11 protein-coding genes are annotated in these 12,707 nt (G+C 42.3%); 5 read left to right on the top strand and 6 right to left on the bottom strand.

The window, feature by feature from the left end; genetic code table 11:
• Nucleotides 1-4: 4 nt before the first annotated feature.
• Both HG263_RS19610 and HG263_RS19605 read left to right on the top strand, forming a co-directional pair.
• Nucleotides 5-733, top strand: coding sequence for an SDR family NAD(P)-dependent oxidoreductase (locus HG263_RS19610; RefSeq protein ID WP_171627770.1), 729 nt, complete (start codon nucleotides 5-7; stop codon nucleotides 731-733).
• Complete coding sequence (locus HG263_RS19605) at nucleotides 730-1,566, top strand: amidohydrolase family protein (RefSeq protein WP_171627769.1); 837 nt, start codon at nucleotides 730-732, stop codon at nucleotides 1,564-1,566. The genes HG263_RS19610 and HG263_RS19605 overlap by 4 nt, the downstream gene beginning before the upstream one ends.
• On the opposite strand, the gene HG263_RS19600 is transcribed toward HG263_RS19605, so the two are convergent.
• The 5 genes from HG263_RS19600 to HG263_RS19580 all read right to left on the bottom strand — a co-directional run bounded on the left by HG263_RS19600 (nucleotide 1,563) and on the right by HG263_RS19580 (nucleotide 5,673).
• The gene (locus HG263_RS19600; protein ID WP_171627768.1) at nucleotides 1,563-2,330 is read right to left on the bottom strand and encodes a YggN family protein; all 768 of its coding nucleotides are present in this window, start codon (nucleotides 2,328-2,330) and stop codon (nucleotides 1,563-1,565) included. The two genes, HG263_RS19605 and HG263_RS19600, sit on opposite strands and share 4 nt — an antisense overlap.
• Nucleotides 2,331-2,393: 63 nt before the next feature.
• Nucleotides 2,394-2,909: an Lcl C-terminal domain-containing protein gene (locus HG263_RS19595; RefSeq protein ID WP_171627842.1), complete on the bottom strand. Its 516-nt coding sequence runs from the start codon at nucleotides 2,907-2,909 to the stop codon at nucleotides 2,394-2,396.
• A gap of 8 nt (nucleotides 2,910-2,917) precedes the next feature.
• Nucleotides 2,918-4,588 carry an Lcl C-terminal domain-containing protein gene (locus tag HG263_RS19590; protein WP_171627767.1) on the bottom strand — a complete coding sequence of 557 codons (1,671 nt, stop codon included), beginning with the start codon at nucleotides 4,586-4,588 and terminating at the stop codon, nucleotides 2,918-2,920.
• Between the two features lie 20 nt (nucleotides 4,589-4,608).
• Nucleotides 4,609-4,941 (bottom strand): hypothetical protein, encoded by a 333-nt coding sequence (locus tag HG263_RS19585; protein ID WP_171627766.1) that lies wholly within the window; start codon nucleotides 4,939-4,941, stop codon nucleotides 4,609-4,611.
• A 24-nt stretch (nucleotides 4,942-4,965) separates the two neighbouring features.
• Complete coding sequence (locus tag HG263_RS19580) at nucleotides 4,966-5,673, bottom strand: DUF2982 domain-containing protein (RefSeq protein ID WP_171627765.1); 708 nt, start codon at nucleotides 5,671-5,673, stop codon at nucleotides 4,966-4,968.
• A gap of 229 nt (nucleotides 5,674-5,902) precedes the next feature.
• On the opposite strand from HG263_RS19580, the gene HG263_RS19575 reads away from it, so the two are divergent.
• From HG263_RS19575 to msrA, 3 genes are read left to right on the top strand one after another with little or no spacing between them, the layout of a single operon-like run.
• Nucleotides 5,903-6,958: an efflux RND transporter periplasmic adaptor subunit gene (locus HG263_RS19575; RefSeq protein ID WP_171627764.1), complete on the top strand. Its 1,056-nt coding sequence runs from the start codon at nucleotides 5,903-5,905 to the stop codon at nucleotides 6,956-6,958.
• A gap of 9 nt (nucleotides 6,959-6,967) precedes the next feature.
• Complete coding sequence (locus HG263_RS19570) at nucleotides 6,968-10,069, top strand: efflux RND transporter permease subunit (RefSeq protein WP_171627763.1); 3,102 nt, start codon at nucleotides 6,968-6,970, stop codon at nucleotides 10,067-10,069.
• Nucleotides 10,062-10,592, top strand: coding sequence for a peptide-methionine (S)-S-oxide reductase MsrA (gene msrA / locus HG263_RS19565; RefSeq protein WP_171627762.1), 531 nt, complete (start codon nucleotides 10,062-10,064; stop codon nucleotides 10,590-10,592). Before HG263_RS19570 ends, msrA begins: the two co-directional genes overlap by 8 nt.
• A 229-nt stretch (nucleotides 10,593-10,821) precedes the next feature.
• Here msrA and HG263_RS19560 read toward each other — a convergent pair whose 3' ends face one another.
• The gene (locus HG263_RS19560; protein WP_171627761.1) at nucleotides 10,822-12,696 is read right to left on the bottom strand and encodes a TonB-dependent receptor domain-containing protein; all 1,875 of its coding nucleotides are present in this window, start codon (nucleotides 12,694-12,696) and stop codon (nucleotides 10,822-10,824) included.
• Nucleotides 12,697-12,707: the final 11 nt, after the last annotated feature.

The raw sequence follows: 12,707 nt of genomic DNA, 5'->3' as shown, positions 1-12,707 counted from the left end.
TCAAATGAATAAAGTTGCCATTGTGACTGGTGGCAGCTTTGGCATTGGCTTGGCCATTGTTCAAAAGCTGCTGTCACAAAACTTCGAGGTTTTCAATTTAGATATAAACCCATCCACGGTAGGTCGGTATATTGAATGCGATGTCAGCAAAGTGACTGAAGTACAAACCGCTATAGAGCAAGTTATCGCTCAAACCGGCCGAGTTGATGTATTGGTATCTAACGCAGGAAAACACCTCAGTGCCAATATCGAAAATACTGATGAACAAACGCTAGACAACTTATTTGCATTGAATGTTAAAGGCGCGTATGCCGCCACAAAAGCGGTGCTACCTATTATGAAAAGCCAGCATAATGGGGCAATTGTCTTTATATCTTCTGATCAAGCTATTATAGGTAAAACAAACTCTTTCGCTTATAACATGACAAAGTCTGCTTTAGCGTCAATGGCACGCACCACAGCACTAGATTACGCCCCATTCAACATCCGTGCTAACGCCGTATGCCCAGGAACAATTGAGACTCCATTATTCCATAGCGCAATCGATAACTACTGCGCAAAAAGTGGCGCCAACAAGGCGGATATTGTCGCTGATGAAGCTCAATTACAACCTCTTGGTCGCCTTGGGCAAGCCGAGGAAGTGGCTGCGCTTGTAGCATTCTTGGTCAGTGACGATGCCAGTTTCATTACTGGTAGCTTGCAAAGCATTGACGGGGGTTATACCGCTCAATGATGCCTATTATTGACCCTCATTTACACTTCTTTGATTTGTCGCAGGGTCAATACCGCTGGCTTACTGGTCCAACACCACCTGCTTGGCCTAACCTAGATAAAATCATCCGTGACCATGGTCCTGAAGACTTGCAACTTGATGACGCGTTTTTTCTTGCCGGCTGTGTCCATATCGAAGCTGGTTTTGATAATAATAGTCCTGATGCAGAATTAAACTGGCTGGCAAAGCGAGTTACAACTCTTCCTTACCAAGCTATCGCTTATCTAGATATCACTCAAGCACCAGCCTTATTTTCTCAAAAGATAAAAATGCTTCAAAACCAGCCTAGATTTATAGGGATCCGCGATATTACTGAAGGCACTGACGTCGATAAGCTAAGTTATCCAAATACACAGCATAACCTTGCTCACTTAGCTCGAAATCAGCTTATTTTTGAAGCGCAATTTGAGTTAAAGCATGAAGGTGCCGCTGAACAGTTTTCACTGCTATGCCAAAAGCTAGATACGCTGCAAGTCGTTATCAATCATAGTGGTTTTATAGAGCACAATGGTCAATGGCAGAAAGGGTTAGAACATATGGCTAAGTGTAAAAATGTCGCCATCAAGTATTCTGGTCAAGAGCATGTTGCCAAACCACTTGGTAAAAAAGAGCAACTTACTCACCTGTTGGATGCATTCACTGACGAACGGGTGATGTTTGCATCTAATTATCCGGTTTGTATGATGAGAGCCGATTATGCAACGCTCTGGCGGCAATATTACCAGCTAGTAGATGATCCTCAACAGTGGACAAAACTCAGTTACGCTAATGCAAAACGCATTTATCAATTTTAAGAGCGGATCTGAACCAAGTCGTATGCCGCAAGGCTTGGCACTATTGTTTGCAAGCGTGTCTCAGTTTTGTCGAGTGTGTTAAGGCATTCGCAGTATTCTTCTGCCTTTTCTTCTAACTGCAGCGCCTTTTTCTGCAACGATTTATCAATTTCTTTAGAGATAATATCCATACGCTGCCCCATATCTGTGATTCGATCTTCTATGTTGCCTTCTCTTGATTTAAAAGCATCACCTAAAGATACTAAGATAGCCCCTAGTGAACCATGTACCGCAGAGTGGATTTTTTTACTGATTTCTTTTGTGAAGAAGTCATCAATTTTAGAAAGTGACTGAGGTGCAATAAAGAAAAAGTCATCACCACGCTTAAACTTATCCATCAGTGCGCGTTCAACATACTGCAGTTGGGTCTTTAGCACCTCAGGCTCTTTATCAGACATGCCTTCAACCACTTGTTCGATGGCACTTAAACCTAAGTTAACCCCGTCAGTCGCTAAACTCACTAGCTCAGGAACTGTGTCTCGAATACCCATTGCATAGTCGCGTAATACGATTGTATCTTGTTCAGATAATTCAACCCAATAACCTCTGATCAACAGTTGGTTATCGTTGTTAATTTGCACGCGTGTTTGGCCATTATCAACAATACGAATTTCACTATCGGTAATGATCAGCCCATGGCTGAGCTCTACATCGCACTTATTTTTTGCCAATGTAGAGAAAGAGCTCAACAATATGAATGTGGATAAGCAGGCTAGGCGAAACAAAGTAATACGACTCCTCGTAAGAAAACGAAACCAAGAGTAGCAAACTTTTATCTAATGCCAAAGTTATTTGGCATACCTAACTAAGCGTAAAAAAATGTCTGAAGTTTTAGCTTTTAAATTATTTTTGCCATCAGCAAATTGGTAAGCCCAAGCATGATCAATTTGAGAGACCGCAGTTGTGCTTGTCCAATAATTATCATTTTGCGTTGAGACAAACACTGCTAGATTAATTGCAGGTTCCACACAGCTGTGCTCGAGAATACTCGCAAGCTCTTTAATATTCGGCACATGCCAATCGCTAAACCCTGCATAATCGCTATTCTTCGCTGCGATAAGAGCTTGCTGCCAGTTAAGTTGTAAAGCAGTACTAGTGCAAGTACCACTAACAACATCATAATTTTGTCCAAAATCACATACCTGCCACATTAGACCCGTTTCATTATCCAAAGCTGTGCCATTGGAGTTGATGGTATAGCGATCGGTTGGTGTTGTGCTGGGGGCCGATGGCAACTGCACACAAGTTTGTTCAGCAAAAGCCGAAAAGGAGGAAAAGACAATGCTAAAAAATGCTAAGTAAATGCTTTTATTCACGGTGTTCTCACTAGTCGCACATAAGCAGTATTTGATTTTGGATAAGCAAGATCATTGCCTGTTTGCATATCTAAAATAAAGGCTTGAGATAAGCTACGGCCATCTAAACTCGTTTGAGTAGTCCAGTAGTACAAATGCCCTAATTGAGATAGTGCAGGGACATTGGGAAAAAGCTCGGGGTCGAGTAAATGTTGCCCATCTGCTCTGCCAAAATCAATCAGGCTGAGTAATTCGATATAGGTGGGTAACCGCCAATTACTGCCACCACAAAAGTTACTACTGTTAACCGTATCAATATACGTTTGAATACCGCAGTCGATATTGCTAGGGCATGTTGAATTAGCCGCGCCAATCACTCCGCCTGAAGGCGAGCCACCACTATCAAGATACCATGTGTAGTGGTTCTTACCATCTCTGGCATTGGTATTAGGCACCGTACCAGTACCAGCTAACTTTACTTCCCAGATAAGGCCATTGATATTATCTCTTATACAGCTAAAGTTAGCTGCGGTATCAGGCAACTCGTCAGCAAATTCATTTAATTTAGTGTAATCAAATGACGCTCTCCCTTGCCCCGCTTTATCTAATAGATCAGCAACACTGTCTCTGCCTATATCAGCGTCTTGACGAGGATACTCACTATTGTCACAGCTAATTTTTGTACTATCGTCATAACAATCTCGAAGACCGGTATCTTGAATTAACCCTAATGCTTTTGGCTGTAATGAAATACTCGTCGTGTCTGAATCAATATAGCCATTTGGGTCGGTCACAGTGACACGAAAAGAAATCGACGTCGCCACATCAACATCAGGGGCAACAAACTGCGCAATACATTGGTTGGGGTTAGTGATTTCAACGGCTGTTTCAGTTCCTGATAGCTCTATTTGTTCCCAAACACAGCTAAAGCTCCCAGATGCCGTTTTACTATCCGAAGCATTCAGCGTAACTGAATCAAATTCTGTGACGGTTTGCTCCTGACCTGCATCAGCAATGACTGGTTTTTCAGCTTTAAGTAAAGTAATAGTAAACTCAGTACTTGCGCTACCACCTTCATCATCAGTCACAGTGACAAGAAACTTCGCTACATCGTTACTTACTAATAACGGGTGAATAAAGCGCAATTTTTGCTCTGTTTTTGTATCCACAGTAAGTACTGGACCCGAAAGTTGCTGCCAAGTGTAACCCACCACCTGGCCATTTTCATCAGGATCTACCGAGTCAGCTGCACTAAACTCCATAACATCTAGGTACTTAGCTTGTCCATCTTCTGGCAATGTCTGGGTAATTACAGGGATAGGAAGTTGATTTTGAGAGGTGAACGAAACTTGTATTGTATCTGAAGATGACTGACCATCTGGGGCTATATAATCAGCTCGAAACTGAGCAACAGTGTCAGATTTTACATCAGGGGCCGTCACAGAAACTTCAGCGCCTTCTTGCGGAAACCCTTCGATATTAGGACCACTGACCAACTGCCAACTTACGGTGCCACCAGGAGGAGAAACCTGCGCTGTAAGTGTAAACTCAGCCTTTTCCAAAACAGTAAAATCATCACCCGCATTAATGCTGGCGTTTTCTGTGTTCGAGCCTGGATCTGAGCTCCCGCCTCCACATCCAGTAAGCAGTAAGCTTACTAGTAAAGGAATAACCTTAGTGACGTGCATTAAATCTCCTTTGCCAGGCATTACAAGTAGCTGTCTTGGTGTATTCTCACGAACAGTTTAGTACCGATTTTTGAGTAATCTACTTTATACTCACGCCCATCTAAAGCCTGAATAAACAACAAGCGTTTTACTTCACCAAATACATCTACACTCGAAATATGTACTACTTCAAGATATCGCTCTTTTGCTTCCCTTCGATTTCTAGGTAACTCTTCTTTGAATGGCACAAGGCCCATAGGAGTTACTTTTATCTTAGGGTGTGCCTCGCCATTCACAATAACTAAATCGAGCTTTTTCTCTTTATGTATAATGGTGTTGCGGCCACTCTTAATAAAGGCTCTTTCTGTGCTCATGGATTGTTCCTGTTACTTCTTTCGTTATGGTTGTTTGCTCTCCAGCAACAACGCAACCACCTCATCTGGATTTAACTTCCAGCGATTTAATAATGTCGAAAAATGCCATATATCCCTATCTAAAACGGTTGCAGGTAAAAGTAAATCATAGCCCGTCAACGTTTTAAGATTATGCATTCTATTTGCAAACATCGCTATCAAACCTGTGTACTGGGCACCGGATGGTGAGCGATAATCATTCGGCTCAACTAACCATTCTGATGGGCAGTTGCCGTTTTTGCAATGTATTTTAACAGCTTGTAAAAAAATATACCGCTGTTCTATCAACAATTTTCCTGCCAGCCTTGGACTCAAACCGTTTAGAAATACGTCAATATCTTTAAGTTTAATACCAACCGCATTTAACTCAAGAATTTCAAGCCCCTGTGATACCGAAGGTACCCCCGCACTGCGAAAATTATCATGTTGAACGTACCACATTCCAAACCGATGTATATAGCATATTTCTTTACTATCAATAGCTAAGCTGTAATAAGGCTGCTGACTTTTCAAAAAACCTAACAATATTGCCAATAAGGCTGCAGCGCTCAATAATATTTCAACTATGCTAATGGGAGTGCTTCTTAACGCAACAAATAGCATGATCACACTCAAACTAATGGCACCAACTAACATAAACTCTACACTATGTCGATTTGCCAATGCGCGTATTTTTGCTCGTTTATTTATCATAGAAACCAAAATAAAAAATAAACATCAACAATGCCCACAGAACCGTATATCTTATTGTTATACATGCACTACACCGTGCTCGTTTAGGCTCAACTTTTTTCACTGATGGGTTAGATTGTTTTGAAACTGTCAATTTTTCGGCCAACTCACAAAATTTTGAGATACCTAACTATATGTATATGAGCCGTATTTTGTACACTACTAGTATCTTTTTTGGCGGTATATTTTTATGTTCACACAACAATCTGGCAAAGCACTATTTCCATTTATCATTTTCCTGCTCATTGCCATCACCGGTTATCTTTACTTACCCAGTAGTCAGGGGCAAATGAATCGAGGTGCTAACACAGCCACAACCGTTAGTGCTCAAGTCGCAACAATACAAGACAAAACACTATCCATTTCTGCGGTTGGTAGTGCCCGAGCGAACCAAGCAATCCATATATCAAGCGCTCAAAGCGATTATATTACAAAGATTTACTTTAATGATGGCGATACCGTAAAGCAAGGCGAACGATTAGTTCAGTTACAAAATCAGCAAGAGCGCTTAGCTGTCAAAGAGCTTAAAATTAATCTCAAAGAACAGCAAAGACAACTGAAACGACTGGAAGATTTAGCAAAAAGTCAGTCTGCAGCTCGTTCTCAGCTCGAAACTCAACGCTCTATTGTTGAAGCATTGCAGGCAAACTTACAGCTGGAGCAAACAAGACTCAATGAATTGTTAATTAGTGCCCCTTTTTCAGGTGTATTAGGTAAGCGGTTAGTGTCTGTCGGCAGCTTTGTGAGTTCAAACACGCCAATCACAACATTAGATGACATCAGTATTATCAAAGTCGATTTTCAAGTACCTGAAAAACACTTGGGTGTACTTAAGCTGGGTATGGAAGTCATTGGCAAAAGTGATGCGTATTCACAGCAGTCTTTTACAGGCAAAGTGACTCATATTGATCCCCGTATAGACAGTGATACGCGCACTATTCAGGTAACCGCGAGCTTTGCCAATGCAAATGCAATGCTAAGACCAGGTATGTTGATGCATATTGAGCTGCAGTTAAAATCATTGCATGCAATTATGTTGCCCGAGAAAAGCGTGATCCCCCGTCAAGATAATCACTATGTATTTGTTATTGATAAAGAAAACAAAGCACAGCAAGTTCAAGTTGATGTTCTAGCACGATTTAATGGTTGGGTTGCAATTTCCTCTGGTGTTGAGCAGGGGCAACGAGTGATCACTGAGGGGGTAATAAAAATCCGTTCTGGCAGCACTGTTATGGTAAAAGGTTAGGAGTCGCCCGTGAGGATCACTGATACCGCCGTAAAACGGCCCGTTTTTGCCATTGTTATCAATCTGCTATTACTAACATTTGGTATTGTGGCATTTAGTATGTTGCCACTTCGCGAGTACCCCGATATTGAAACTCCTATCGTCAGTGTAAGTACCAACTATACCGGTGCGTCTAGCGAAGTTGTTGAAGCTAAAATCACTCAAGTACTCGAAAATAGAATATCGGGCATTGAAGGGATAAAAAGTATCAACTCATCAAGCCGCAATGGTCGCTCAAATATCACCATAGAGTTTAACATCGACAGAGACATCGATGCGGCCGCCAATGATGTTCGAGAACGTGTATCCAGAGCATTGGATAGCCTACCTGAGCAAGTACGTCCTCCAGAAGTATCTAAATCCAATTCTGATGAAAGCCCTATCGCTTGGTTTGTACTTAATAGTGAAACAATGAATACTTTACAGCTTTCTGACTATGCTCAGCGATTTATTGTTGACCGTATCGCGGTGGTAGATGGCGTTTCCAATGTGCGAATTGGCGGTGAGCGTCAATATGCAATGAAAATTTGGCTAGATAGAAGAGCTATGGCGGCTCGTGGAGTGACTAGCAGCGACATAGAGCAAGTATTAAGACGCGAAAATGTGGAACTTCCGGCAGGGGAGATAGAATCAATTGATAGAGATTTCGCCGTTCGTATTACGCGTAGCTACAAAACACAAAATGACTTTGCCAACTTGATCATCAAACGCGGTGAGCAAGGTTATTTGGTCAGGCTCAAAGAAGTCGCAGATGTAAGCCTAGAAGCCGTCGATGATGAAAGCACCTTTCGGGGTAATGGCAAGAATATGATTGGTCTAGGCATTGTTAAACAAGCTAAAGCTAATACGCTAGACGTTGTTGATAACGCAAAAAAAGAACTGGAAAAAATCAAACGAAACCTGCCCTCTGGCACCACCATAGAAGACAGCTATGATTCATCTGTATTTATCCGTGAATCGATTACAGAGGTCTACAGAACGCTGGCGATTGCAATGGCCCTCGTGGTCGCTGTGATATTCTTATTTTTAGGTAATATCAGAGCAACACTTATTCCCGCGCTGACGGTACCTGTAGCCCTTATTGCTACATTTATGTTTTTGCTTGCAATGGGCTATTCAATAAACTTACTCACCTTACTCGCGTTAGTACTCGCCATTGGTCTTGTTGTTGATGACACAATCGTCATGCTAGAAAATATTCACCGCCGTATAGAGCTGGGTGAACCACCTCTGCTTGCAGCATACAGGGGTGCGCGACAAGTCGGTTTTGCGATCGTGGCAACAACATTGGTATTAATTGCTGTATTTGTTCCTCTTGTATTTATGGATGGCAGAATAGGAGCGCTTTTTACCGAGTTCGCCATGGCGGTTAGTGCAGCTGTATTATTTTCAAGTGTTACAGCACTGACTCTCTCTCCTGCTCTATGTTCAAAAGTACTTAAGCCCAGTGAAAAAGAAAACCACTTTACACAGTGGATGGAAAAGCATCTAACTCGCTTAGAGCAAGGGTATCGAAAAGTACTGCAAGATAACCTTGCCCGTCGTTACAGCTTAATCATCACGCTCGTACTTGCTGGCGTTGCAAGCTATGCTTTATTTCAGCAAATACCTTCTGAGCTCACACCAAAAGAAGATCGAGGTACCTTCTTTATCATGATGAATGGCCCTGAAGGAGCGAGTTATGAAAATAACTTAGCCAATATGGAACAAATAGAACAACGTTTACTACCATACGTCGACAAGGGAGAGTTGAGTAGAGTATTAGTGCGTGTGCCTGGCTGGGGTGGTCAAGGCGGGGTTGCCATTGTTGGCATGCCTGATTGGGATGAACGCAAACGCTCTTCATGGGAAGTTATGGCCGAAATAAGCGCCACCATGCACGAAGTGACCGATGTTCGAGCGTTTGCGATTATGCGTCGCGGCATTGGCGGTGGCGGCCAATCTCGACCTGTAGAATTTGTGCTTCAAGGCAATGATTATAATGAGTTGGTACAATGGCGAGACAAAATTATTGCCCGTGCGCAACAAAACCCAGGGTTAGTAAGAATTGATCATGATTACAAAGAAACTTTCCCGCAATTTTTGATCAGTATAGACAAAACCAAGGCAGCCGATCTAGGTGTCTCTATCAGTGATATCGGGCGCACTTTAGAGACCATGTTGGGCCAACGCCGTGTTACTACCTTTATTGACCGTGGGGAAGAGTATGATGTTATTTTAAAAGGCATTAAATCTGATTTTAGTGCTCCTAATGATATTCATAACATCTTTGTTAAATCTCGTACCGATGAACTCGTACCATTAGATAGTTTGATAAGCATACGTGAAGAAGCAACAGCGGCGCGCCTTAATCGCTACAACCGTATGCGTGCCATAACTATTACTGCCAACTTAGCCGACAACTACACCCTCGCTGAGGCGTTAGCATTTTTAAATGAGATGGCGGCACAAACAAATGATGTCGATGGCGCAATTGATTACAAAGGTGAATCACAGCTGTATTACGAAGGTGCGTCTGCGATGACTTACGTATTCGTACTAGCGCTCACCGTTACCTTCTTGGTACTAGCCGCACAATTCGAAAGCTTTGTGCACCCCATGGTGATCATGTTAACCGTACCACTGGGGTTAGTTGGTGCTTTATATGGACTTTATTTAACGGGTAACAGCCTGAATATATACAGCCAGATTGGGATTGTAATGCTCATTGGTTTGAGCGCAAAAAATGGTATTTTAATCGTTGAATTTGCCAACCAACTTCGCGATCAAGGTGTGCCATTCGAACAAGCCATATTGGATGCGTCGGTGCAAAGACTACGCCCAATCATTATGACTTCATTGACCACGGTGATGAGTGCCATTCCATTAGTTTTGGCAACAGGCCCTGGAGCAGAAAGCCGCATGGTAATAGGTGTAGTGGTATTTGCAGGAGTCAGTGTTGCCACCATATTAACGCTATTTATCATCCCCTGTGCATATAACCTGCTGGCTAAGCATACTCAGTCTCCTGAGTTTATTAGTCAGAAATTGGCTGCGCAAGCAAAGGAACACAAGGACTTAAAACATGACTAATGTACAAAAAGCGACTTTTGGTGGCGGGTGTTTTTGGTGTATTGATGCCGCATTCAGACAAGTAAACGGTGTAATTGAGGTACGATCTGGGTATTGCGGTGGGCACACAGAGCAACCAACTTATCAACAAATTTGCCAAGGTGATACAGGTCATGCGGAAGTGGTCGAGATCCAATTCGATCCACAAATTATTAGCTATGCGCAATTACTCAAGATGTTTTTTGCGCTGCATGATCCAACACAATTGAATCGCCAAGGTAATGATGTTGGTACACAGTACCGAAGCGTGATTTTTTATCATGATGAGCTACAACATAGACAGGCGAATGATGAGGTCGCCTTACAACAAAGTTACCACAGCGACAAGATTGTTACCGAGGTTGCCGCAGTAACAACCTTTTATAGTGCTGAGTCTTATCATCAAGATTACTACTCTAATAACCCAAACCAGGGCTATTGTAGTATCTTAATAGCCCCCAAATTGGAGAAGTTCAAACAGCTATTTAGTGAACTATTAAACTAGGGCTTGATTACCATTCCTAGTATGTTGCCCCACATGGAGGTGGGGCAAGGTGGCTTTGCAGGAGCACAAAATCTTTATCGCCTGACTGACATAGAGTAACTATGCTGCACAGGCTCTGCCTTGCCAAAACACCCGAATGACTGCTGTAAAAACACACAGCAAAGATCAACACGCCCTAATAATAAAAGCCAGTTGTAAGCAACTGGCTTTTATTTAGCAACAACGCTGATTAAAATTGCACCGTCACCCCCATATAGGCTTGCCTATCATGGGGTATATATCCCAACGTGTCACCATTTTCTGCGATGCCAGTAGCTGCAACTATGTACTCTTTGTCGGTCAGGTTTTCCAACCTAGCGTTAAGTTTTATATTGTCAAACAGTGCATAATTTGCCGCGAAGTTAAATACCGTATAAGCACTTAGTGAGCGTTCAGAGGCATTAAACTGGCTGTCATATAAAGTTATACTTGGTCTCGATGAACGATATTGCATGGTTACATTAACATCCAATTGACCCCACGATTTTGACAGGCTGTAATTAAACGCAGTATCAGGTCTACGCACTAACTTTTTGCCTGTACTGTTATCTTTAGCATCCAACAACGTTAAATTGACTCGGTGCTCAACGCCCCAAATAGATGCAAGAGCCGACAGTTCCACACCTTTCATACTCGCTTTGTCAACGTTACTGGCAACATACTTACCTGTTTCGTTAGGCAAGCTGACAATCATTTTATCGATTTTATTGTTAAATACCGCAACATCATATTGTACCCACTGTGTTTCTAGCGATACGCCTATTTCACTATTGGTCGCTTCTTCAGGCTTAATGTTTGGGTTAGGTAAATACCAAGGGCTGTTCTTTACATAGGCATGAGTTAAGGTAGGTGCTCTAAAAGCAGTACCATGATTGACTCTGAATGTAACCGTATCGTTGGGTTTAAATCCAAATCCAGCGGTATAAGTATTCGCTCGACCATGAAAATCATAGTCATCAGAACGTGCAACTATATTTGCCAGCCATGGACCTTGCTCATAAAATCCCCCAACAAACACCGCTTTATTGGTACGTTCTGAGTGAGAAAATTCGGCCGATGCTTGTGATAAATCTTCATTTAAGTGATTGATGCCTGCGCTCAACTGTAGCGTGTCTGACCAACTATATAATGCGCGATATTCAAACTCTGTCCGTTCGGTACTATAAACATCGTGATTAGGCGTGCCAATTTGAGTGTTTTGTTCTTGCGAGGTGCTCACACTGGCATAATGCTCAACTGCATCATATCGCTTGTCCCAGCCAAATTTAGCGGTGTAGTTTTCAAACTCATAGGCATCATTACCCCAAGAGCTGTCATACTCACTATCTCCTTCACTATATTGGGCTAACACAGATAGCTTACCTAGCAGGTCATTGTCATAAGCTAGATTAACGCCGAAGTTTTTATTCGTATAACCATCACTATCATGGTTTTTACCATGCGGCATATCAGAGGTTTTTGCCGTTACATCATAGCCATCTGTCTCTTCATAGCCGAGGTTAAAGTTTAGCGATAATGTGTCTGATGAGAAATGCCCAGCTTGCTGATAAGCCACATAATTATGACTCCCAGAAGTGAGACTAATTTGCTGCTGCTGCGCTTGGCGGGTAATGATATTGATAACACCGGCTAGTGCATCTGAACCATAAATGGCCGCTCGCGCGCCTTTTACAACTTCAATACGTTCAATGCTATTTAAAGGGATATTAGTAAACGACACACTCCCAGAGTTTGCATCACTAATGCGTACACCATCGACTAATACCAGTACATGCTTGGTTGCGGCACCGCGCAAAAATACGCTGGTTTGTTGGCCTAAGCCACCATTTTTCACAACATCAACACCTGCAACAGTATTAAGCAGTGAAGGTAAATCAAGAATATTACTTTGTTCTATTTGCGCGCGTTCAATGATATTAACGGTCGCCAGCGTATTGTTGATGGCTTGCTCAAACTTATTAGCAGTAACAGTTATTGTTTCGATCTGTTGTTCTGTTGCTTGTGCACAAGCACCCGAAGATACAGCAGCTAAAATAGCCACTGTCAAAATAGATTTGTTTTGCATGATATCCCCAA

It is taken from the genome of Pseudoalteromonas caenipelagi (genome assembly GCF_013140855.1).
GTDB lineage: Bacteria > Pseudomonadota > Gammaproteobacteria > Enterobacterales > Alteromonadaceae > Pseudoalteromonas > Pseudoalteromonas caenipelagi.
This window is presented reverse-complemented; position numbering and strand designations above follow the sequence as displayed.

Excerpts from the sequence above, each read along its gene's own strand:
- HG263_RS19610 (WP_171627770.1), top strand. The coding sequence starts at position 5 with ATGAATAAAGTTGCCATTGTGACTGGTGGCAGCTTTGGCATTGGCTTG.
- HG263_RS19590 (WP_171627767.1), bottom strand. The coding sequence starts at position 4,588 with ATGCACGTCACTAAGGTTATTCCTTTACTAGTAAGCTTACTGCTTACT.
- HG263_RS19585 (WP_171627766.1), bottom strand. The coding sequence starts at position 4,941 with ATGAGCACAGAAAGAGCCTTTATTAAGAGTGGCCGCAACACCATTATA.
- HG263_RS19560 (WP_171627761.1), bottom strand. The coding sequence starts at position 12,696 with ATGCAAAACAAATCTATTTTGACAGTGGCTATTTTAGCTGCTGTATCT.
- HG263_RS19580 (WP_171627765.1), bottom strand. The coding sequence starts at position 5,673 with ATGATAAATAAACGAGCAAAAATACGCGCATTGGCAAATCGACATAGT.
- HG263_RS19575 (WP_171627764.1), top strand. The coding sequence starts at position 5,903 with ATGTTCACACAACAATCTGGCAAAGCACTATTTCCATTTATCATTTTC.
- msrA (WP_171627762.1), top strand. The coding sequence starts at position 10,062 with ATGACTAATGTACAAAAAGCGACTTTTGGTGGCGGGTGTTTTTGGTGT.
- HG263_RS19605 (WP_171627769.1), top strand. The coding sequence starts at position 730 with ATGATGCCTATTATTGACCCTCATTTACACTTCTTTGATTTGTCGCAG.